The following is a 20632-nucleotide window of genomic DNA, read 5'->3' as shown; positions in this document are numbered from 1 at the left end:
GTCTGAGAGGACGAGCGTATACACCGACACCGACATCGGCTCGGGGGTTGTACCGAACCGTAGTGGAACCGATCAGGCCGTGACGGTGCCGTCCGTCAGTCCGTCGTACAGCCCTTGGACCAGCTGCTCGCCGAGCCGGCCGGCCGTCCGCAGCGCGTCCTCGAACTCGGCGAGCGCGCGGAAGCGTTCCCCGTACCGCTGCTGGTCGGCGAGCGCCAGACGCGGCAGCTGAAGACGGCGCACGTCGAGGCGGGTCGCGGTCGAGGCGTAACTGCTGGCCTGGCGGTTGTTGGCGGTGCCGCGCAGGAATCCGGCGAGGAACCACGGGTCGAGTGCGGCCGGATCGGGGTGCAGCAGCTGGAGGTTGCGGCCGAGGGCCGCGCCCGCCGTGGCCTCGTCGACGACGCGTACGACGGATCCGCCGCCCAGCACGGGCACGACGACATCGCCCTCCTCGACGCGTACGGGCTCCTCGTCGGGCCCCTCTGGGAGCCTGCCGGACGGCGCCGTCCCGGCGAGGACGTCGTGTTCGGTGAGTACGGCCACGGGCGCATGGCCTGCCGGAGCGGTGCCGGAGCCGCCCGCGCTCAGCACGAGCGCGCCCGCGCGGGCCAGTTCACCGACGGTGGTGGCGGGCCAGGGCGCGGGCTCCGTGGGCTCGGCGGGCGCCGGGGTGAGCTCGCCGGTCAGCCGGAGGGTGTCGGTGAGGCGGTCCCGTACGCGCAGCAGCTCGTCCGCGCCGCCGCCCGCGGCCGGGGGCGGCAGATGCCGGGCGGGGGCCAGATCCACGTCGTCGTCGAGGAGTTCGATGACCGGCACCGAGCGGCTGACGCCCGGCCGCTCCTCGGCCGTGCCGTGCCGGTCGAACGGCCCCCAGGCGTCGAGCACCGCGCTCTGGACGGTCTGCCAGTCGAGCTTGTCGCGGCCGCCGCCCGCCCCGGCCGGCTCGGCGGTGTCGACGAACAGCAGCTCCGGGGCGGGGGCCTGGCCCGCGTCGGGCTTGCGCAGCACCCAGAGGTGGAGCGGGATGCCGTACGGCGGCGCGGCACCGGCGGGCAGTGCGACGACGGCACGCAGGGCGCCGCGGCGCAGCAGCCCGGCGCGGATCCGGCGGCCGGAGCGGCGGGACGCGGCGGCCGGGGGCATCAGCAGGACGGCGGTGCCGCCGGGGCGCAGCCGGGCGAGCGCGTGCTGGACCCAGGCCAGTTCGGACTCGGTGCGCGCCGGGAAGCCGTACTCCCAGCGCGGGTCGTAGCCGAGTTCCTCGTGGCCCCAGTTGCGCTCGTTGAAGGGCGGGTGGCACAGCACGGCGTCGGCGGTGAGCTCGGGGTACGCGTCGGCGCGCAGGGAGTCGCCGGCCGCGGCGCGCACGTCGGCGTCGGTGTGCAGAGCCAGCCGGAGCGCGGTCAGCGCGGCCAGGTCGGGGTCGGCCTCCTGCGCGTACAGCGCGGCCGGGCGGTCGACGGCGCGCAGCAGGGTGCCGGTGCCGGATGCGGGGTCGAGCACGGTGCCGGCCGGTCCGGTGAGCGCCGCCATCAGCGCGGCGGGCCCGGGCGGTGTGAGGGTGTACTGGCGCGGGTTGGCGTCGAGGTGACGGCCCAGCAGAAACTCGAACGCCTGACGGGCCCCGATCCCGGCGGCGAGCTCCCCGACGGAGCGCAGGAGGCGAATTTCGGCTCCGCCGGCGTATGAGGCGCGGGGTTCGGGGCGGAGCCCCGGCGGGGTCGGGGGCGGGGTAGGGGGCGGGGGCGGGGTGGGGAACAGACCCGCCCGGGCCTCCCCGAAGCGCGCGGCCAGGACCTGCTCCAGCGCCGTCGGCAGCAGCTCGGCCATCCGCTCGTCCGCGACGGCGGTCAGCTCCTGCCACGTCGTCGGGCGCTCCCGTACGAGCAGCAGCGAGCACCCCACGTGGACCAGCGCGCGCACGGCGCCCGCCGGATGGTCGGCGATCTGCTGCCAGACCCTTTCACGCAGCGGGACTTCGGCCAGTTTGCCCTGGTCGCGCAGCCAGCGCTCGACGTCGGCGAGGGCGAAGGACGGACTGGTCTCACTGCCGCCGACGGGCTTGGGGAAGTCGGCGTGCCTGCGCCGCCAGTTGCTGACGGCGGCTCGGCCGACCCCCGCGAGCCGTGCGATTCCGGCAGCGGTCACCTCTGCTGCGTTCTCCGGCACCCGGCTGACTCCCCTCGTCCTTACCGCTGCTGAGGCGCCGATTCTAGCGGGTGAACGGAAGAGCCCACTTCACACCTGGCCGTCGAGTTGCTCAAGGATTGCTGGTTGACTCGGTTCACAGGCTCTGCTGTGATGTGACCCGTCGCCACACGGAGCTCTCGACGAGCCCGCCACGCACTTTCGGGGGGACCCATGTCGCAATACACGCAAGCGCCTCAGCCCGGCCCGCAGCAGCCCTACGGCGGCCCCGGGCAGTACGCGACCGGCAACCCGGCGCGCAACGGCCTCGGGACGGCCGCCCTGGTGCTCGGCATCATCGGCACCATCACCGGGTTCATCCCCTTCCTGTTCTGGCTGGGCTGCATCCTGGGCCTGCTCGCCCTGATCCTCGGCCTCTTGGGCCGTGGCCGCGCCAAGCGCAACGAAGCCACGAACAGGGGCTCGGCCACCGCCGGAGCCGTACTGGGCCTCGTCGCGATGATCGTGGGCGTGGGCGTCGGCGTGGTGACGGTCAAGGCCGTGGACGACGCGGTCGACGAAATCAACAAGGTCACGGAGAACACCGCCCCGAAGGATGCGTCGCCCGGGAACAAGGGCGGCGCAGGTGACAAGGGCGCCGGCGATGCCACGGCCAAGAAGGGCGAGAGCCTCGCGGCCGGTGACACGTCGATCTACGACGACGACGTGAAGGTCACCGTGTCGGCGGCCAAGTCCTTCTCGCCGGGCGAGTTCGCGATCGGCCACACCGCGGGCAACAAGGCTTACCGGGTCACGATCGTCATCGAGAACGGCGGCAAGAAAAAGTTCGACGCGAACCTCGTCGGTGCCGACGCCCGCGCCGGCAAGGACGGTGTGACCGCCGAGCAGATCTTCGACGACAAGGTCGGCAGCGGCTTCAGCGGCACGATCCTGCCCGGTAGGAAGGCCACTGTGCAGTACGCGTTCGACGCCCCGGCGGACGCCAAGAGCCTCACGGTCGAGGTCACGCCGGGCATCTCGTACAACCCGTCGCACTGGGAGCTCACGCTCTGACCGGCGGGTCCGGCCGCCCTGGTGGCCCCTGACCCGCCAGGCGACCCGCGCCCGGACTCCCCACCCCTCCTCCTCCCCTTTCCCGAACGTCTCTTCCTCCTCGGAGAACCCACATGTCTGTCATCGCTCCGCGCCGCCTCAGGCGCATCGCTCTGGCCACCCTGTGCACCACCCTCGCGCTCGCCGCCGCGGCGTGCGGTGCCTCCGCCGGTGACAGCCGGGACACCAAGGGCGCCCCGGCCAAAGGCACGAAGGCCAAGGAAGGCGCGTTCGGGGGGCTGTCCGGCCCGCAGATCGCCAACAAGGCCTTCAAGGCGACCAAGGCGGCCACCTCGGTGACCGTCGACTTCGCCGCCCGGACGACGGACGGCAACATGAAGGCGTACATGTCCATCGACTCCAAGGGCGACTGCAAGGGGACGCTCTCCACGGGCGACACCGGCACGGCAGAGCTCATGAGGGTCGGCGACAACGCCTACATGCGCTTCGACGAGGCATTCCTGCGCAGCCAGAACGACGGCAGCTCGGCCGAGGAGACCGCGGCGGTGCTGAAGATGCTCAAGGGGCGCTGGGTGAAGTCGGACGCGTCGTCGCCGGAGGACAAGGAGCAGCTGGAGTTCTGCGAACTGAAGACGTTCCTCGGGCAGTTCGAGGAAGGCTTCAACCTGATGCGCCGGGGCGAGGAGACAACGGTGAACGGCCAGAAGGTGCTGACCCTGACGGAGAAGGACGGCGACACGAGCTACAAGGTGTACGTCGCGACGGAGGGCGAGCCGTATGTGCTGAAGGTGGAGCAGAAGGGCGGCGAGGAGCCGGGCACGATCACCTTCTCGGCGTTCAACAAGCCCGTGGGCGCGAAGAAGCCGGCGGCCAAGGACATCGTGGACCTCGACGAGGAGAGCGCGGCCCAGTAAGCCGGTCCGTCCCGACAGACTGACCACGGCGGCGTGCCGGCAGGCAGTACGGCGCGCTTCCCGGCCTGAGGTGAGTGCTGCACGGAGCGTCAGCTTCTGAAGCCCCATGCTGCTGTCATCCGCCGCACTGCGTGAGCATCGTCCTCTTGTCCGCCGCGGTCACCGGCAGTTCGTACTTGATCGCCACCTGCGCGACCCGTACGGCATACGCGCAGCGGATCCGCTTGTTCGGGGGCAGCCAGGACGCCGGGCCCGAATCGCTCTTCGAGCTGTTGGCGCGGCCCTCCACCGGCAGGAGATTCAGCGGGTCGTTCGCGAGCTGCTGACGCTTCACCTTGTCCCAGCGGGCCGCGCCCATCTGCCAGCCGTACGAGAGCGGAATGACATGGTCGATCTGTACGGCGGCGGCCTTCTGCTTGCGCCAGTCGATGACCGTGCCGGTGTACGGGTCGTCGAGGGTCATGGCTATGACGACACAGTCGGAGCCGGAGCGGTAGCGCAGATCCTTGCCGTCGCGGGCGAGCAGGTCGTTCCTGGTGTCGCAGCCGTTGCGGGCCAGCGGGACGCCGTCGGCCGTGTCCATCCAGGCGTGGCCGAAGCGGTCGCGGGCGTACCCGGTCTTGGGGCCGCGGCCCTTGGTGGTCACCTTCCCGATCAGGGCGCGGGCAGCCGCCCGGTCCTGTTCAGAGGTGAGGGGAGCGAGGCCGGGCTTGGTGCCGTCGGCGTTGGCGAGGGGGCTGGTACCGGCGCCGGTGGCGGCCGTGGCGTTCGTGGGTTCGGCGTCGCCGGGCAGCCCGGTCCCGTCGCAGGAGGAGAGCAGCGCGGTGACGGCGACGGCCGCCAGGCCGCCGGTGAGTGCGCGCGATATTCGGACCCCGAGTCTGTTCACGTCCGTAGGTTACTGACACCGGCCCCAAGTCCCGTACGAAATAGCCACTTTCATGCCGCTATCGCCCGCACCGAAAGATGCGGAGGTTCCGGCTCGCGGAAGGCGGTGGGGGCGCGTAGCGTCGAAAGCAACCCTGGTCCTCTGCGGAAGGACGTACATATGGGGACGCCGACACAGCGATAGATCAAAGACACAGACGCATACGCACCGCCCGCGGAGCCGAGCCGGCCCCCGCGGGCGGTGTGGCGTAACCGGGCCGCGCCACCCCTCACACCTTGCCGATGCCGAGGGTGTTCTCGCCGGGCATCAGCCCCGTACCCACCTCACCGCGGCGGCCGCCCCGCGCGCGGGCGTCGAGGCCCGCGGCCCGTCCGAGGACGCCGACCTGATGGGTGTCGCCGCCTGGTCGATCGCCCATGGCTTCGCCACGCTGCTGCTGAGCCACAACCTGGAACGCACGGTGGGCGACGGCGACCCGGAGGAGGTCTTCCGCGCGCTGACCGGGCTGACGTTCAGGGCGTCCTGAGTGCCTGATCGCGATCCCGGCACGTCAAGAACTGTCCCGCTCCGGGGATTCGAAGAACGCGGCCTGGTTCTTGCCCGCGGTTTTGGCCCTGTACAGGGCGGTGTCGGCGTCCCGCAGCGCTTCTGAAGGCGCGGTCGGCCTGGTGATGCTCCGTGCTCCGATGCTTGTTGTCACGTAGGCCGAATGGCCATGGGCGAGGGTGAACGGGTCCTTGAAGGCGTCGAGGATCCGCCTGGTGTAGTGATGCAGTGTGCTCGCGTCCACCTCGTCCACGAGGAGCGCGAACTCGTCTCCGCCGAGCCTGGCCACCATGTCCTGCTTGCGGACCCTGGCCGTCAGCCGCTGTGCGACGTCGACCAGCAGTTCGTCACCGGCCGGGTGCCCCAGCGTGTCGTTGACGTCCTTGAAGCCGTCGAGATCGAGCATCAGCAGTCCGCTGGGGGACACTGCGGAGCACCGGCCGAGAACGGACTCCATTCGCTCGTTCAGCAGTGCTCGATTGGCCAGACCCGTCAACGGGTCGTGGGTCGCCTGATAGCTCAGCTGCTTCTGGAGCTCTGCCTGCTCCTGCAGTGATGCCGACAGAGCCTCGGCGTGCGTCCGTGCTTCGGTTGCCCTGCCCTGGGCGTACTGGGCCAGGAACGCGATGCGCAGCAACAGCAGCAGCGACAGGCTCGCCATCATGCCGACGACCACGGTGATGTTCAGGGGTTGGTCCCGGATGCCATCGACATTGGCCAGCACGATCAACGGCCCCAACAGGATGAGCGCGATCAGGACCGACAGCCGCCGCCGGGGCAGCCTCTCCTGCTCTTCCGCCACCTGTGTAGGCCGGGCAACGGACGAGTGCAGCGCCGCTGCTCCCAGCAGGAGGGAGGAGACCATCCACCCCACTTCGGCCACGTCCTCCGGGATCACGGTCTCGGTGGCCAGCGTTCCGTAGTAGAGGCCGTCGGCAGCGAGCAGGACCAGCAGCCATCCGATGACCAGAAGCAGCGACGGTGTCCGCGTGCCAGTGGTGAACATCAGCCGCGCGGCAATGGACAACAGCACGAGGTCGGTGACGGGGTAGACGATGGTCATCGCGAGCGGCCACGCGGACAGCTCGCTGCGCAGGTAGGGGGCGATGATGAACGCCCATGACAGGGTGCCTGCCCCCAGCGTGACGATTCCCGCGTCCAGCAGCCCCGCCCAGTGCAGGCGGCCTGCCTGCTGCCTGGCCAGCGTCACCAGGCCCGCCGTGAACAACAGGTAGGTGCCCAGGTAGAGCATGTCGGCCACGCCTGGGAACGGAACCTCGTCCCCGCGGACCTGATAGAGGCCCCAGATCGTGTCCGCCGCCGCGAACGGTGCCATGGCCGCGGCGAACAGGTACCACGGAAGGACCGATGGCGGCTTGTTCCTGATCACTCCCACCACGATCGCGAAGACGACCGAGGCGGATATCACCACGGGCAGCATGTAGCGCGCTGCGGAGGAGGTGACCAGATAGGTGACGATCACCGCGGTCCCTGCTGCCGCATACGCCCAGGCCGCCGCTTCGCGGCGGGAGGGCAACGGGACGTGAACCATGCCCACAGGTCCTCCTTCTCCGCTCCCGCCGGGACGCGCCCGGGCGGAGGCGGGCGGGCGGGTCGTCATCCAGATCCCTGGCCGGGGAGGTGGGAGCGGAGCGTCTCGAGGATGCGACAGGTGCGGTCGAGTTCGTCCTGGAGGCGCGGAGCGGTCTGGGCAAGTGAGGCCGGGGCTCCGGCGTCGGCAAACTGCTCCAGCTCCAGGCAGCAGGCTGCGAGGCTCTGGGCTCCCATGTTGCCGGCGGCGCCTTTGAGGCTGTGTGCCTGCAGTGCGATCTCGGTGGTGTCGTGGCGGTCCAGCGCGTGGAAGAGTGCGCTGGTCATCTCGGGGGCCCGGACGAGGAAGTGGTCCACCAGCCGGCTCACCAGTTCGTTCTCGGCCGGGGTCCCGGCGCCGCGCAGTTCGCTCAGCCGTTGCTCGATGGATTCGCGCAGGCCCTCGTTGTCCGACTGTGGCCGGGCGGGATGGACCCAGTGTGCGAGGGCTTGTTCGAGCTCGTCGGCGGTGACGGGCTTGGAGATGTAGTCGTCCATGCCCGCGGCCCGGCAGCGGTCCCGGTCCTCGGTGAGGGCGCCGGCGGTCATGGCGATCACCGGCAGACGACGGCCGTTGTCCCGTTCCCGGCGGCGTAGTTCTTGGGTGGCGCCGTAGCCGTCCATCTGGGGCATCTGGCAGTCCATCAGCACAGCGTGATAGCTGTGTTCCTCGGTCATACGCAGGGCCTGGATGCCGTCGGCGGCGGTATCCGCGCTGTAGCCGAGCCGAGTGAGCATGCCCAGGGCCACCATCTGGTTGATCTCGTTGTCCTCGACCAGCAGGACATGGCCGCGGTTGGCGGGCCGGACCGGGGCCGGGGCTGGTGTCGCTGCCGTGGCGACCGGCGACGTGGTGGCCACCGGCGATGTCAGGGTGGTGAGTTCGACCAGGGCGTCCATGAGCTGGGACTGCTGGATGGGCTTGGACAGGCTGCGCGGGATCCCGGCCGCCTGGAGTTCGGCCGCGGGCAGCGTGGTGCCGGAGGTGAGCATCAGCAGCCCCAGCCGGCCGATGGTCTGGTCGGTGGTGATCCTTCGGGCGAGTTCCAGGCCGTCCATGTCGGGCATCTGCATGTCGAGGAGGGCCATGTCGTAGGGGCGGCCCGCGGCCGCCGCCTCGTGCAGGGCCACCAGGGCGTGGGGGCCACTGGCGACCGAGGTCGGCTGCATGTGCCACCTGTGCAGCTGAGCGTCGAGGATCAGCCGGTTGGTCTCGTTGTCGTCGACGACCAGGACCCGCAGTCCTCGAAGGGTGTCGGGGTGCGGTGGGGCCGGGGGCTGTTCGGGGCTGTCGGGGGCGCGCACGGGTACGGTGAAGAAGAAGGTGCTGCCCTGGCCGGTCCGGCTGGTGACGCCGATGGAGCCGCCCATGGCCTCGGTGAGCCTGCGGCAGATGGCCAGGCCGAGGCCGGTGCCTCCGTAGCGGCGGGTGGTGGACGCATCCGCCTGGGAGAAGGCATCGAACATCCGCTCCTGGTCGGCCTCGGCGATGCCGATGCCGGTGTCGGCCACCTCGAAGTGCAGCCACGGCGCATCCGGTGCGGGTGCCTGGGACGGCGCCGGGCGGGCGCGCAGCACCACCTCGCCGGATGTGGTGAACTTCACCGCGTTGGAGGCCAGGTTGAGCAGGATCTGCCGCAGCCGGCCCGCGTCCCCGAGCACCATCGCGGGCAGATCGGGATGGCAGTCGCTGAGCAGTTCCAGGCCCTCGGCCTGGGCGGTCTGCGCCACCAGCGAGACAACCTCCTCCACCAGCAGCTGGGGACTGAAGGCGACCTCGTCCAGTTCGACCCTGCCCGCCTCCAGTTTGGAGAAGTCCAGAATGTCGTTGATCAGCGACAGCAGTGCCGTCCCGGCGGCCTGGATGCCCTCCGCGTAGCGGCGCTGCTCGGCGTCCAGCGCAGTACCCATCAGCAGGTTGCTCAGCCCGATGACGCCGTTCATGGGGGTACGGATCTCATGGCTCATGGAGGCGACGAACTGCGACTTCGCCTGGGAGGCGGCAATCGCCTCGTCGCGGGCCTCTGCCAGGGCGGCTTCGGCCACCTTGCGCTCGGTGATGTCGCGGATGAAGGCGTTGAAGCAGCGCGCCTTCGCCGACTTCAGCCGCCACAAAGCCAGTTCGACCGGTATCTCGTGGCCGTCGCGGTGCAGCGCGGTGAGCTCCCGCTGACTGCCCAGTACATGAGCCTCCCCGCCGGACAGAACCCGCTGCAGACCGGCCGTGTGCGCGGCGCGGTACCGCTCAGGAATGATCGTCTCCGTCAGCGGACGGCCCATCACCTCGTGGTGGCTGAACCCGAACAGCCGCTCGGCGCTCGCGTTCCAGTCGATGACCAGGCCGTCCTCGTCGATGGAGACGAAGGCGTCCCGGGCGGTCTCGATGACCGAACGTGCCTGCCCCTGCAACAGGAGCAGCGCCTCCTCCCTGCGCCGCTGGCCCTCCGCCTCGCGGATGAACCCGCGCACTTCGAGGGGGTCGCCCGCGTCGTCCCGTACCACCCAGAGTGTCGCCTCGATCCATACCGAGTGCCTGTCGGCGTGCCGCAGACGCAGACAGACCGCCACCCGGCCCTCGCGGAGCAGATCCCGCTCCGCCCACTCGTACTCCTCCACATCCCCCGGGTGCACCCAGGAGACCATCGACGTCCCCTCGATCTCCTCGACCGGGCGCCCGAGCAAAGCCTGCGCCGGCGGGGACACCTCCTGGTAGACGCCGTCGACCGTCCGGCGGAAGACCATGTCCGGAGAGTTCTTCACCAGCAGCCGGAACCGCTCCTCGTCGTCCGCCGCGTACTGCCTGGGTGGTGGTGTGGGCTCCCGTTCCATTCCGCCTCCACATGTCATGTACGGCCACTGGGGGGCGCGGCCGGGCCTGCCGACAGACCGGCCGCGACGGCTTCGGGTGCGGCGTCTTCGAACGACGGGTGATCGGCGGCATCCGGCCGCGGGTGCGCCACCTCGGACCACGAGGCCACACACCCACGCAGCGGTTGCCGGGACCGGCACCGTGCGCACCGGGTGGGAAACGGGAGCAGACATCCACCCGGGTGACGATCACCGCGACCGGTGCGGGTGACCGGCACCCACCCGGCCACCATCTGACGTCTTCACACCCACGAGCCATGGGTGAGGACGGAGATCAAGCGATCCTCTCCAGGTGCCAACGGACACCTCCAGCGAAGAACGAACCACTGAAGATCGCAAGCCGAGCCACTGACCGCGGCCTCAGGACGACGCGGTGCGGCGGGGACGTGAGTGATCTACGAATGCCGGGAAGCGGGCAGCCGAATCGCCACCCTGACGACCTCGGGCGACCTGCACCGGGTCGACGGTGGCGATCGACGACGCTCGACCCGGTTCAACCCACCTTCGCCAGCTTGCGCACCTGCGCCCGGCGGCCGAGATCATACGTCCGCAGTGCCCCGGTCACGAGCCGAGAATCGTCGTCAGGAACTCCCCCGTCCACCCCAGCAGTTCCCGCCCCACCACCGGCTTCCCGCCGATCTTGCCCGCCGTCGGGCGGGGCACCAGGATCTGGCGGGTCGGGGCCTTGATGACCGTGCGCGGGTACAGGCGCTTGAGGCGGAGTTCCTGCGACTCGCGCAACTCCACCGGGGCGAAGCGGATGTTCGTGCCCTGGAGCACGATCTCGCCGACCCCGCAGGCTCGCGCCAGCATGCGCAGGCCCGCCACCAGGAGCAGGTTTTCGACCGGCTCGGGGAGTTTGCCGTAGCGGTCGGTGAGTTCCTCGCGGACCGACGTGATGTCCTCCTCGGTGTTCGCCGAGGCGATCGCGCGGTAGGCCTGGAGGCGCAGCCGCTCGCCCGGCGCGTAGTCGTGCGGGACATGCGCGTCGACCGGGAGCTCGATCTTGACCTCGAGTGCGGGCTCCTCCTCCACGCCACCGTCGACCGCGGCGCGGTAGTCCGCCACCGCCTCGCCCACCATGCGGATGTACAGGTCGAAGCCGACGCCCGCGATATGGCCGGACTGTTCGCCGCCGAGGAGGTTGCCCGCGCCGCGGATCTCCAGGTCCTTCATCGCGACGTACATGCCCGCGCCCATCTCGGTGTGCTGGGCGATCGTCGCCAGGCGCTCGTGGGCGGTCTCGGTGAGCGGCTTCTCCGGCGGGTAGAGGAAGTAGGCGTAGCCGCGCTCGCGGCCCCGGCCCACGCGGCCGCGCAGCTGATGCAGCTGCGAGAGACCGAAGTTGTCGCCGCGCTCGACGATCAGAGTGTTCGCGTTGGAGATGTCGATGCCGGACTCGACAATCGTCGTGGAGACCAGCACGTCGAACTTCTTCTCCCAGAAGTCCACCACGACCTGCTCCAGCGCCGACTCGGGCATCTGGCCGTGGGCGGTCGCGATACGGGCCTCGGGCACGATGTCGCGCAGCCGGGCCGCCGCACGGTCGATCGACTCCACGCGGTTGTGGATGTAGAAGACCTGGCCCTCGCGCAGCAGTTCACGGCGGATGGCCGCGCCGAGCTGCTTCTCCTCGTACGGGCCGACGAAGGTCAGCACCGGGTGCCGCTCCTCCGGCGGGGTGGTGATCGTCGACATCTCACGGATGCCGGTGACCGCCATTTCGAGCGTACGGGGGATGGGGGTGGCCGACATCGTCAGGACGTCGACGTTGGCGCGGAGCTTCTTCAGCTGCTCCTTGTGCTCGACGCCGAAGCGCTGCTCCTCGTCGACGACGACCAGTCCCAGGTCCTTGAACTTCGTGTCGGACGAGAACAGCCGGTGCGTGCCGATCACGATGTCCACCGCGCCGTCCCGCAGCCCCTCCAGCGTCGCCTTCGCCTCCGTGTCCGACTGGAAGCGGCTCAACGCCCGTACGTTCACGGGGAATTGGGAGTAGCGCTCGGAGAAGGTACCGAAGTGCTGCTGTACGAGCAGCGTCGTCGGGACCAGGACCGCGACCTGCTTGCCGTCCTGGACGGCCTTGAAGGCGGCCCGTACCGCGATCTCCGTCTTGCCGTAGCCGACGTCGCCGCAGATCAGCCGGTCCATCGGGACCGTCTTCTCCATGTCCTCCTTGACCTCGGCGATGGTGCTCAGCTGGTCGGGGGTCTCCACATAGGGGAAGGCGTCCTCCAGCTCGCGCTGCCAGGGGGTGTCCGCGCCGAAGGCGTGTCCGGGGGCCGCCATGCGGGCGGAGTAGAGCTTGATGAGGTCGGCCGCGATCTCCTTCACGGCCTTCTTGGCGCGCGCCTTCGTCTTCGTCCAGTCCGCCCCGCCGAGCCGGTGCAGGGTCGGGGCCTCGCCGCCGACGTACTTGGTGACCTGCTCCAGCTGGTCGGTGGGGATGTACAGCCGGTCGCCGGGCTGACCGCGCTTGGCGGGGGCGTACTCGACGAGCAGATACTCGCGGGTCGCGTTCTGCACCGTACGCTGCACCATCTCGATGTAGCGGCCCACGCCGTGCTGCTCGTGGACGATGTAGTCGCCCGCCTCCAGGGTGAGCGGGTCGATCGTCTTACGGCGCTTGGCGGGCATCCGCTGGCCGTCCTTGCCGGCCGCCTTCTGGCCGGACAGGTCGGTCTCGGTGAGGACGGCGAGCCTGAGGCCGGGGTCGACGAGTCCGTAGTCGATCGAGCCGCACGCCACATGCACCAGGGACGGGGAGATCTCGGCGAGGTCGGCGTCGAGACGGGCGGCGATGCCCTCGCCGCCCAGCACCTCGACGGTGCGGGCCGCGGGGCCGTGGGCCTCGGTCACGAACACCGTGCGCCAGCCGTCCGCCAGCCAGCCCTTGGTGTCGGCGAGCGCGCGGGCGGTGTCGCCGCGGTAGCTCTCCGGGGCGTGCATGCCCAGCTTGACAGTGTCGTCCGACAGTTCTTCGTCGGCGGCGAAGGGCGATACGGACCACCACATCAGCCCGAGCTCGCGCGCCCGGTCCCGTACGTCCGCGATCCCCCACAGCGAGGCAGCGTCGACGTCGATCGGCGCCTCGCCGCCGCCCGCGGTCGCCGCCCAGGACGCCTGCAGGAACTCCTGGCTGGTCGCCACCAGGTCCGCGGCCCGGGTGCGCACCCGCTCGGGGTCGCAGACCACGGCCATCGAGCCCTGCGGCAGCACGTCGAGCAGCAGTTCCATATCGTCGACAAGGACCGGAGCCAGCGACTCCATGCCCTCGACCGCGATGCCCTCGGCGATCTTGCCGAGCAGTTCGCCCAGCTCGGGGTGCTCCTCGGCGAGAGCCGCCGCCCGCTGACGTACGTCACCGGTCAGCAGCAGCTCACGGCAGGGCGGCGCCCACAGCCCGTGCTCCGCCACCTCCAGCGAGCGCTGGTCGGCGACCTTGAAGTACCGGATCTCCTCGACGTCGTCGCCCCAGAACTCCACCCGCAGGGGGTGCTCCTCGGTCGGCGGGAAGACATCGAGGATGCCGCCGCGCACGGCGAACTCGCCGCGCTTCTCGACCAGTTCGACCCGGGAGTACGCGGCTGCCGCGAGGCCGTCGACGATCTCGTTCAGGTCGGCCTGCTGCCCGGTGCGCAGAGCCACCGGCTCCAGCTCGCCGAGCCCCTTGACCTGCGGCTGCAGTACGGAACGGATCGGCGCGACCACGACGGAGACCGGCCCGGCGCTCGGGTCGTCCTTCGAGGGATGGGCCAGCCTGCGCAGCACCGCGAGCCTGCGCCCGACGGTGTCCGAGCGGGGCGAGAGCCGCTCGTGCGGCAGGGTCTCCCAGGACGGGTACTCGGCGATGCCCTCCTCGGGCAGCAGCGAACGCAGCGCCGCCGCGAGATCCTCGGCCTCCCGCCCGGTCGCGGTGACGGCCAGCACCGTCCGCCCGGTCTCCCGGGCGAGCGCGGCCACGGCGAAGGGCCGCGCGGCGGGCGGGCCCACCAGGTCGACATGCATACGGTGGCCGTCGCCGGCAGCCTTCACCGCTTCGGCGAGCGCCGGGTCACGTACGACGGCATCGAGCAGACCGTGCAGGCTCATGAAGGGCTTCCATCCGGGGCGAGACTGGGCGAGGGGTGGGCAACGCGAACCGCCCGACACGTGGAACGGGCCGGGGGTCTCCAGCCTACGACGACCGCGCGCCCCGCGCCGTCCGGTTCTGTTACGGGGCAAAGGACCCACCAGAGCGCAAAGGCCCGGCCCCGGGGTGTTTGGAGGAACACCCCGGGGCCGGGCCCCCTTACCGTAGCGCCCCCGCCGCTACTCCCCCGTTATCCCCCGCTACTCCGTGGCGATCGCGTTCAGCACATTCATCCGGCCTGCCCGAAACGCCGGCACCAGGGCCGCGAACAGGCCGACGAACGCCGACGCCACGAAGACTGTGATGATCGTCGGCCAGGGAATCTCCAGGACTCCCAGGCCCTCCAGCGCCAGCAGCTTCTGGGCCGCTGTGCCCCAGCCCATGCCCAGGCCGAGGCCGAGCAGGGCGCCGAAGAGGGCGATGACCACCGATTCCATGCGGATCATGCGGCGCAGCTGGCGTCGGGAGAGGCCGATGGCGCGCATCAGGCCGATCTCCCGGGTCCGCTCGACCACCGACAGGGCCAGGGTGTTGACCACACCCAGCACCGCGACGATGATCGCGAGCGCCAGCAGGCCGTAGACGATGTTCAGCAGCTGACCGATCTGGTCCTTCAGGTCCTGCTTGAAGTCGGTCTGGTTCTGCACCTTGTACTGCGGGTACTTGGCGACCGACGCCTTCAGAGCCGCGTACGCCTCCTTCTCCTTGCCGTCCTCCGCCGTCGCGAACATGATCACGTTCTTCGGCATCTTGGCGGCGGGGATGTACTGCGCGGCGGTCGTGATGTTGGTGTACATCGCGCCCTTGTCGACGTTCGTGTCGTCGGAGGTGATCGCCGCGATCTTCAGCTCGGCGGTCCGCCCGTTCTTGAACGCGACCTTGATCTTGTCGCCGACCTTGAGACCGTGGTCCTTGGCATAGCGGTCGCCGACCGACATCGCGTCCTTGCCGTATGCCGCCGAGAGCTCGCCCGCGACGGTCTCGCGGCGCAGATCCTGTGCGTACGTCGGGTCGGCGGCGACCAGTTCCTCGTCCTGCGACCTGCCGTCGGGCGCGGTCAGCTTCGCCTTCACACCCTTGTAGTTGGTGACGTGATCGATGTGCGGCGCCTTCTTCAGGGCCTCCTCGACCTGCGGAATGATCGCCTGGTCCTTGCGGGGCTGGATGATGAAGTCCGCGCCGACCGACTTGTCGAGCTCGCTGGTGGCCGAGGCGACCATCGAGGAGCCGACCACCGAAAGGCATGCCACCAGCGCGAGGCCGATCATCAGGGCGGCGCCCGTCGCTCCGGTGCGGCGCGGGTTGCGCAGCGCGTTGCGCTCCGCGAGGCGGCCGACCGGGCCGAACATCCGCAGGACGAGCGCGCTGATCACCCGCACCACGACTCCCGCGAGCAGCGGGCCGATGACCACGAAGCCGATGAGTGAGAGGACCACGCCCAGGCCGAGGAACATCGAGCCCTCGCTCGCCTTGTCGGCCCGGGTGGCGACCAGGAGCGCGGCCGCGCCGCCGCCGGTGAGCAGCAGGCCGATCGCGGCCCGGACGAGGCCCGCCTTGCCGTCGGCCGGCGTACCGGCGTCGCGCAGGGCAGCCATCGGGGAGACCTTGCCGGCCCGCCGCGCCGGGACATAGGCGGCGACGACGGTCACGACGATGCCGAGGACGAGCCCGACGACCGGAGTCGTCCACTTCACGGTCAGGTCCTTGGTGGACAGCTCCATGCCCATGGAGCCCATCAGCTTCATCAGCCCGACGGCCAGGCCGACTCCGGCGGCGACGCCCGCGAGGGAACCGACGACGCCGAGCAGCAGCGCCTCGACCAGCACGGAGCGGTTGACCTGCTGACGGCTGGAGCCGATGGCCCGCATCAGGCCGATCTCGCGGGTGCGCTGGGCGACCAGCATCGAGAAGGTGTTGACGATCAGGAAGATGCCGACGAGGAGGGCGATCCCGGCGAAGCCGAGCATCGCGTACTTCATCACGTCGAGGAAGGAGCCGACATCCTCGCGGCCGGCGTCCGCGGCTTCCTTGGCTGTCTGCAGCTTGAAGGGGGCATGCAACGTCTTGGCGACGTTCTGCTTGAGCTGTTCGTCGCTGACGCCGTCGGCGCCGGTGACGGAGATCCGGGTGAACAGGCCTTCCTGGCCGAGCAGTTCACGCTGGGCGGTGGCGGTGTCGAAGTAGACGACGGCCGCACCGGGGTTGGTGACCTTGAAGGAGGCGATACCGGAGATCTTGGCGGTGAAGTCGCCGGTGACGGCTATGGTGCGCAGTTCGTCACCGAGCCCCAGGTGGTGCTTGTCGGCGGTGTCGGCGTCGACCATCACCTCGGTGGGGCCGCGCGGTGCGTGGCCGGAGGTGATCTCCATCGCCTTGAGGGCGTTCGAGGTCCAGTTGCCGGCGATCGTGGGAGCGCCGTTGCTGGAACCCATGTCCTTGTTCGCGGAGTTGACGACGGTCACGCTCATGGAGGAGACGCCGCCCTCGGCGGACTTCACTCCTTCCGCCTTCGCCACCGTCTCGACCAGCGAGGCGGGCAGCGACTCCGGCTTGCCGGTCCGCGGGTTCTCCTCGTCGTCGGAGCCCTTGGGGCTGACGGAGACGTCGGAGGCGGTCGCGGCGAAGAGCTTGTCGAAGGTGGTGTTCATCGTGTCGGTGAACACGAGCGTGCCCGAGACGAAGGCCACCGACAGCAGCACGGCCACCGCCGAGAGCGCCATTCGCCCCTTGTGCGCGAAGAAGTTGCGCAGGGAGGTCTTGAGTACGGTCACGACGTCCGCCCCCGAGCGTCGAAGTCCTTCATGCGGTCCAGTACGGCTTCGGCGGTGGGCCGGAACATCTCGTCCACGATGCGGCCGTCGGCGAGGTAGAGGACCCGGTCCGCGTAGGAGGCGGCCACCGGGTCGTGCGTGACCATCACTATGGTCTGGCCGAGCTCGTCCACGGACCTCCTCAGGAAGCCCAACACCTCAGCCCCCGCACGGGAGTCGAGGTTTCCCGTCGGCTCGTCGCCGAAGATGATCTCGGGTTGGGCGGCGAGCGCCCGGGCCACGGCGACGCGCTGCTGCTGGCCGCCGGAGAGCTGAGTGGGCCGGTGCCTCAGCCGGTCCGACAGGCCCACCGTCTCGACGACCCGGTTCAGCCACCCCGCGTCCGGCTTGCGGCCGGCGATGTCCATGGGGAGCGTGATGTTCTCCAGGGCGTTGAGCGTGGGCAGCAGGTTGAAGGCCTGGAAGATGAAGCCGATCCGGTCCCGGCGCAGCTGCGTGAGCTTCTTGTCCTTGAGCTTGGTTATCTCGGTCGCGTCGAGGTAGATCTCGCCCGAGGTGACGGTGTCGAGACCGGCCAGGCAGTGCATGAGCGTCGACTTGCCGGACCCGGAAGGGCCCATGATCGCGGTGAACTGCCCGCGGGCGATGTCGACGTCGACACGGTCGAGCGCGACGACACGGGTCTCCCCGGAGCCGTAGGCCTTGACGACCTGCCGCCCTCGCGCGGCGACGGCCGTACGCCCTGCGGTATCCCCGTGCTGGGAAGTGGTCAAAGCCGTTGTCACGGTATTTCTCCTATGTCGGTGATCAGCGGGTGTCGCCGCGTACGGATATGAGTCTGTCGGCGGAAGCGGTCCGGCGCGCTGGTGCGCAGCGCAGTCTTGAACCGGGGGTTTTCCCCACCCCCCGGTGGTGCGGGCCCCAGCTGCGGCCGTAAGACCAAGCTAAATAGTCGGCCGCGCTCCCCTCGTCGTCCTCCCGGACGAACGTCCCCTAGCCATCAGTACGGAGGAGCCCCTAGGGGGACTACACCCCGGGGTGGACCCGCACAGCCCGAGCCTGCACCCTCCCCCTGCGTGAGGCTCAAGTGAGAAGGTGTTCCAGGGAATAGATGCAGGGGGAAAGGATTTCGGGTGAGCGCGGAATGTTCTGACGATCCGGAGGGGATACCGGCCGTGGGGTCCGCGGAGCCTGCGGGGCGGGCCGCCGCCCCCGGCACGGCCATTCGAGTGAACGGGACCGGGGCCGGGGCCGCCAGGGCACGGGGGCGGGGGCCGGTCGTGGCCGCGCTCATGCTCGGGATGGCGCTCGCCGCGCTCGACGGCACCATCGTCTCCACCGCCGTGCCCCAGATCGTCGGAGACCTCGGCGGCTTCTCCGTCTTCTCCTGGCTCTTCTCCGGCTATCTGCTCGCCGTCACCGTCACCCTCCCCGTGTACGGGAAGCTCTCCGACACCTTCGGCCGCAAGCCGGTCCTGCTCGCCGGCATCGTCCTCTTCCTCCTCGGCTCACTGCTGTGCGCGGGCGCCTGGAACATGGCCGCGCTGATCGCGTTCCGGGTGGTGCAGGGACTGGGCGGCGGAGCCCTCCAGGGCACCGTGCAGACCATCGCCGCCGACCTCTACCCGCTCAAGGAACGCCCCAGGATCCAGGCCCGGTTGTCCACGGTGTGGGCGGTCTCGGCGGTGGCCGGGCCGGCGATCGGCGGGCTGCTCGCCTCGTACGCGCACTGGCGCTGGATCTTCCTGATCAACCTGCCGGTCGGCGTGGTCGCCCTCTGGCTGATCGCCCGCCACCTGCGCGAACCGTCCCGTACCCGACCGGCCACCCGCCCCCGGATCGACTGGCCCGGCGCGCTGGCCATCTTCGCCGCGGGCACGCTCCTGCTCACCGCGCTCGTCCAGGGCGGCATCGCCTGGCCCTGGCTGTCCGCGCCCTCGCTCGCCCTGCTCGGCGGAAGCGTGGTCCTTCTCGCCGTGGTCGTGGTCGTCGAACGACGGGCCGCCGAGCCGATCATCCCCGGCTGGGTCTGGCGCCGACGCACCATCGCCGCCGTCAATCTGGCACTCGGCGCGCTGGGCCTGCTCATGGTCGCCCCCACCGTCTTCCTCCCCACATACGCCCAGTCGGTCCTCGGCCTCGGCCCGATCGCAGCGGGCTTCGTGCTCTCCGTGATGACACTGAGCTGGCCGGTCAGCGCCGCCCTGTCCAACCACGTCTACAACCGCATCGGCTTCCGGCAGACCGCGATCATCGGCATCACGCTCGCGGGTCTGATCCTGCTCGCCTTCCCCCTCCTCCCGTACCCCGGCGAACCCTGGCAGCCGGCCCTGATCATGCTGCTGCTCGGCGGGGCGCTCGGCCTCTTCCAACTGCCGCTGATCGTCGGCGTCCAGTCGACGGTCGGCTGGTCGGAGCGGGGCACGACGACGGCGTCCGTACTCTTCTGCCGGCAGGTGGGCCAGAGCATCGGCGCGGCCCTGTTCGGCGCGATTGCGAACGGCGTCCTCGCCTCCCGCCTGGGCAGCTCGGGCGACCTCGACTCGGTGGCGCACGCCCTGGCGGATCCGTCATCGATGACGGCGGGGGCCGCGGAACAGCTGCGCCGCGCTGTGGATGCGGCGGTGGACTACGTCTACGTGGGCGCGGCGACGGCAGCCGGAGTCGCCCTGCTGGTCCTGGTGTTCGTCGCACCCCGCCGCTTCCCGGTCATCGCCGACAGGCCGGAGGACGAGGAGACGGTCCGCGGATGAGGCCGGGGCCGGGCGGAGACGCCCGTCAGCCCTCCGCCGCCGCGCGCCCCGTGAGCGTGGTCAGGCTGTTGCGGACGTGCGCCATGTGGGCCTGCATCTCCGCGCGGGACTCCTCGTGCTCCCGCAGCATCCGCTCCGTCTCCCGCGCGATCCGCTCAACGCGAACCTCGGCCTCGGCGATCACTTCCGCGGCCCGCGCCTCCGCGTCCTCCTGACCGTGGCGGGCGTACTCCTCCGCCTCGGCGAAGGTGCGCTCGGCCTCCGCGAGCGCGGACTCGGCATAAGTGGTGAGCTCAGCAAGGGGGGTGTCCAACTCGCCCTGTCGTTCGGCGAGTTCACGTTCCACCGCCTCCCAGCGCTCGGCCTGTTCCCGCTCCAGGTCGGCCAGCAGGGATTCGGCCCTGCGGCGCATCTCCTTCCACGCGGCCACGGCCTCCCCGCGCTGCTCCTTCACCTCGCGGCGGGCCTCCACGCGCATCTCGTCGGCCTCCGCCTGCGCGGCGCGCAGAATCTGCTGGGCGCGAGCGTCGGCGTCCGCGCGTACCGAATCGGCCTGCTCGCGCGCCGAGTCACGGCTCTGCCGGGCCGCCTCCTCGGCCGCGTCGACCTGCGCCTGCGCCTCGTTCCGGGTCGCGGTCACCAGCTCTTCGGACTCCTCGACAGCGAGGGCGAACAGGTACTGGGCGCGACTGCCGAGCGTCTCGTACGTCTGCGGGGCAAGGCTCGACACCACCTCGCGCAGATCGGCCGCGTTCGCCTCCATTTCCTTGGCGAGGACGGTGAGCCGCGCGGCCCGTTCCCAGGCGTGGTCGCGGTCCTGGGAGAGGGCGGTGACATAGGCGTCGGTCTCCGCCGCCGGGTAGCCACGGCCGCGTACGGCGGCGAAGCCGTGAGGTGACACCGATGCAGCACTCATCTTCTAGCCCTCTCCGACATACAACGCGATTGGCGCACATCTTCCTGGA

At 70.3% G+C, this 20632-nt stretch carries 13 protein-coding genes; 4 read left to right on the top strand and 9 right to left on the bottom strand.

Annotated features, from left to right (window positions below; all coding sequences use genetic code 11):
- Nucleotides 1-72: 72 nt before the first annotated feature.
- Entirely contained in the window at nucleotides 73-2172 is a 2100-nt protein-coding gene (locus OG905_RS24190; protein ID WP_328677008.1) for an N-6 DNA methylase, read from the bottom strand.
- 192 nt (nucleotides 2173-2364) lie between these two features.
- Between OG905_RS24190 and OG905_RS24185 the strand changes: the two genes are divergently transcribed.
- Nucleotides 2365-3204 carry a DUF4190 domain-containing protein gene (locus OG905_RS24185; RefSeq protein WP_328677006.1) on the top strand — a complete coding sequence of 280 codons (840 nt, stop codon included), beginning with the start codon at nucleotides 2365-2367 and terminating at the stop codon, nucleotides 3202-3204.
- A 113-nt stretch (nucleotides 3205-3317) separates the two neighbouring features.
- On the top strand, nucleotides 3318-4118 hold the full coding sequence (locus OG905_RS24180; RefSeq protein WP_328677004.1) for a hypothetical protein: 801 nt from the start codon (nucleotides 3318-3320) through the stop codon (nucleotides 4116-4118).
- Between the two features lie 115 nt (nucleotides 4119-4233).
- On the opposite strand, the gene OG905_RS24175 is transcribed toward OG905_RS24180, so the two are convergent.
- On the bottom strand, nucleotides 4234-5007 hold the full coding sequence (locus OG905_RS24175) for an HNH endonuclease family protein (protein WP_443043978.1): 774 nt from the start codon (nucleotides 5005-5007) through the stop codon (nucleotides 4234-4236).
- Nucleotides 5008-5275: 268 nt separating this feature from the next.
- On the bottom strand, nucleotides 5276-5425 hold the full coding sequence (locus tag OG905_RS24170) for a hypothetical protein (protein WP_328682855.1): 150 nt from the start codon (nucleotides 5423-5425) through the stop codon (nucleotides 5276-5278).
- Here OG905_RS24170 and OG905_RS24165 point away from each other — a divergent pair.
- Nucleotides 5396-5533 carry a hypothetical protein gene (locus tag OG905_RS24165; protein ID WP_443043977.1) on the top strand — a complete coding sequence of 46 codons (138 nt, stop codon included), beginning with the start codon at nucleotides 5396-5398 and terminating at the stop codon, nucleotides 5531-5533. The genes OG905_RS24170 and OG905_RS24165 overlap by 30 nt on opposite strands.
- A gap of 24 nt (nucleotides 5534-5557) precedes the next feature.
- Here the strand turns inward: OG905_RS24165 and OG905_RS24160 are convergent, their stop codons facing one another.
- The 5 genes from OG905_RS24160 to OG905_RS24140 form a co-directional block, all read right to left on the bottom strand.
- Complete coding sequence (locus OG905_RS24160; protein WP_328677002.1) at nucleotides 5558-7105, bottom strand: GGDEF domain-containing protein; 1548 nt, start codon at nucleotides 7103-7105, stop codon at nucleotides 5558-5560.
- A gap of 65 nt (nucleotides 7106-7170) precedes the next feature.
- Nucleotides 7171-9972: a response regulator gene (locus tag OG905_RS24155; RefSeq protein WP_328676999.1), complete on the bottom strand. Its 2802-nt coding sequence runs from the start codon at nucleotides 9970-9972 to the stop codon at nucleotides 7171-7173.
- A gap of 600 nt (nucleotides 9973-10572) precedes the next feature.
- Nucleotides 10573-14103, bottom strand: a complete 3531-nt coding sequence (gene mfd / locus OG905_RS24150; protein WP_328676997.1) for a transcription-repair coupling factor — start codon at nucleotides 14101-14103, stop codon at nucleotides 10573-10575.
- Between the two features lie 240 nt (nucleotides 14104-14343).
- Nucleotides 14344-16914, bottom strand: coding sequence for an ABC transporter permease (locus OG905_RS24145; protein ID WP_328676995.1), 2571 nt, complete (start codon nucleotides 16912-16914; stop codon nucleotides 14344-14346).
- Nucleotides 16911-17699 (bottom strand): ABC transporter ATP-binding protein, encoded by a 789-nt coding sequence (locus OG905_RS24140; protein WP_328676993.1) that lies wholly within the window; start codon nucleotides 17697-17699, stop codon nucleotides 16911-16913. The genes OG905_RS24145 and OG905_RS24140 overlap by 4 nt, the downstream gene beginning before the upstream one ends.
- A gap of 438 nt (nucleotides 17700-18137) precedes the next feature.
- Here OG905_RS24140 and OG905_RS24135 point away from each other — a divergent pair, with 438 nt between their 5' ends.
- Nucleotides 18138-19667, top strand: a complete 1530-nt coding sequence (locus tag OG905_RS24135; RefSeq protein ID WP_328682561.1) for an MFS transporter — start codon at nucleotides 18138-18140, stop codon at nucleotides 19665-19667.
- Between the two features lie 25 nt (nucleotides 19668-19692).
- On the opposite strand, the gene OG905_RS24130 is transcribed toward OG905_RS24135, so the two are convergent.
- Nucleotides 19693-20583, bottom strand: coding sequence for a cellulose-binding protein (locus tag OG905_RS24130; protein WP_328676991.1), 891 nt, complete (start codon nucleotides 20581-20583; stop codon nucleotides 19693-19695).
- Between the last annotated feature and the right edge of the window lie 49 nt (nucleotides 20584-20632).

Origin of the sequence: Streptomyces sp. NBC_00322, assembly GCF_036147535.1 — a bacterium.
Lineage (GTDB): Bacteria > Actinomycetota > Actinomycetes > Streptomycetales > Streptomycetaceae > Streptomyces.
This window is presented reverse-complemented; position numbering and strand designations above follow the sequence as displayed.

Bases quoted from the DNA above. Each gene is read 5' to 3' on its own strand.
- OG905_RS24185 (WP_328677006.1), top strand. From the start codon at position 2,365: ATGTCGCAATACACGCAAGCGCCTCAGCCCGGCCCGCAGCAGCCCTAC.
- OG905_RS24180 (WP_328677004.1), top strand. From the start codon at position 3,318: ATGTCTGTCATCGCTCCGCGCCGCCTCAGGCGCATCGCTCTGGCCACC.
- OG905_RS24165 (WP_443043977.1), top strand. From the start codon at position 5,396: ATGGGTGTCGCCGCCTGGTCGATCGCCCATGGCTTCGCCACGCTGCTG.
- OG905_RS24170 (WP_328682855.1), bottom strand. From the start codon at position 5,425: ATGGGCGATCGACCAGGCGGCGACACCCATCAGGTCGGCGTCCTCGGA.
- OG905_RS24160 (WP_328677002.1), bottom strand. From the start codon at position 7,105: ATGGTTCACGTCCCGTTGCCCTCCCGCCGCGAAGCGGCGGCCTGGGCG.
- OG905_RS24155 (WP_328676999.1), bottom strand. From the start codon at position 9,972: ATGGAACGGGAGCCCACACCACCACCCAGGCAGTACGCGGCGGACGAC.
- mfd (WP_328676997.1), bottom strand. From the start codon at position 14,103: ATGAGCCTGCACGGTCTGCTCGATGCCGTCGTACGTGACCCGGCGCTC.
- OG905_RS24130 (WP_328676991.1), bottom strand. From the start codon at position 20,583: ATGAGTGCTGCATCGGTGTCACCTCACGGCTTCGCCGCCGTACGCGGC.